General features: G+C 75.8%; 2 protein-coding genes. One reads left to right on the top strand and one right to left on the bottom strand.

Going from position 1 to position 1091, the window contains the following annotated elements:
• The coding region (locus AB0J52_RS41865; RefSeq protein WP_500188859.1) for a class I SAM-dependent methyltransferase at positions 1 to 508 on the top strand (508 nt) is incomplete at its 5' end.
• Positions 509 to 584: 76 nt separating this feature from the next.
• Here the strand turns inward: AB0J52_RS41865 and AB0J52_RS41860 are convergent.
• Positions 585 to 1013 (bottom strand): PPOX class F420-dependent oxidoreductase, encoded by a 429-nt coding sequence (locus tag AB0J52_RS41860; RefSeq protein WP_500188857.1) that lies wholly within the window; start codon positions 1011 to 1013, stop codon positions 585 to 587.
• Between the last annotated feature and the right edge of the window lie 78 nt (positions 1014 to 1091).

Raw genomic sequence — 1091 nt, 5'->3', positions numbered from 1 at the left:
CGGCCGCGCGAACCTGCGGTTCGTGGACGCCGACCTCCGTGTCCCCGGCTGGACGCGGGCGCTCGGGCTGGACCGCCCGGCCGACGCCGCCGTCAGCACCACGGCGCTGCACTGGATCACCGAGGACGAGCTCGCCGTCACCTACGGCGAGCTGGCGACCGTGCTGCGGCCCGGCGCGCTGTTCCTGAACGGCGACAACTTCGGGGTCGAGGACCGGGCTCCCGCCCTGTCGGAACTCGACCGCGCGCTGCAACTGCGGGAGAAGGCCCGCCGCTTCGGGGACACGCCTCCCGAGGACTGGGGCGACTGGTGGGAGGCCGCGGCCGCCGACCCCGACCTCGGCCCCCTGAAGACCGCCCGCGACGACTCGGCGGCCGCGCACCACGGTTCGGAGTCGCACCTGCTGTCCACGCACGTCCGGGTGCTGACCGAGGCCGGGTTCGGCGAGGTCGGCACGGTCTGGCAGCGGGGCGACAGCCGGGTGCTCGCCGCCCTGCTCCCGTCCTGACCGTCCCCCGCGGCGGCGCGGCCGTCCCGGGCGGCGCGGCCGACGTGGTCGGCGCGGGCGGCGGGGGCGCGGGGGCTCAGCGGAGCGGCTGCCCGTAGAGGTGCTCGACGGGCAGCCGCACGACGAGCCGGCGTTCGCGGACCATGGCCCGGCGGTAGTCGTCCCAGTCGGGGTGCTCGCCCTGGAGGGCGCGGTACAGGTCCACCAGCTCCCCGACGGTGGCGTCGTGCTCGTCGGCGGCGACCTCCGAGAGCTCGGCGGTTCCCTCGGCGACCGTCCAGGACCAGCCGTCCTCGCTGCTCACGTGCAGGCTCGCGCGCGGGTCGCGGCGCAGGTTGCGGGTCTTGGCCCGGTCGTCGGTGACGGAGATCCGGACCAGGTCCCGGTCGGGGTCGTACCGGTAGATGATGTTGGACAGCTGCGGGCGCCCGTCCTTCTTGATCGTCACCAGCGCGCCCAGCCTCCGCCGCGCCAGCAGCTCGCGCAGTCCCGTCACTTCCGCCATCTCAGCCTCCGCCGTCTCCGAACCGGGTCGTGGTCGCCCCGGACGGCCCGCCGGCCCGTCCCGCGCCTCTTTCCGGTG

It is taken from the genome of Spirillospora sp. NPDC049652 (assembly GCF_040675125.1).
Taxonomy (GTDB): domain Bacteria; phylum Actinomycetota; class Actinomycetes; order Streptosporangiales; family Streptosporangiaceae; genus Spirillospora.
Note: the sequence above shows the minus strand (reverse complement) of the source record. Positions and strands in the feature narration are given on the sequence as shown.

Coding starts and splice junctions, on each gene's coding strand:
- AB0J52_RS41860 (WP_500188857.1), bottom strand. CDS start 1,013: ATGGCGGAAGTGACGGGACTGCGCGAGCTGCTGGCGCGGCGGAGGCTG.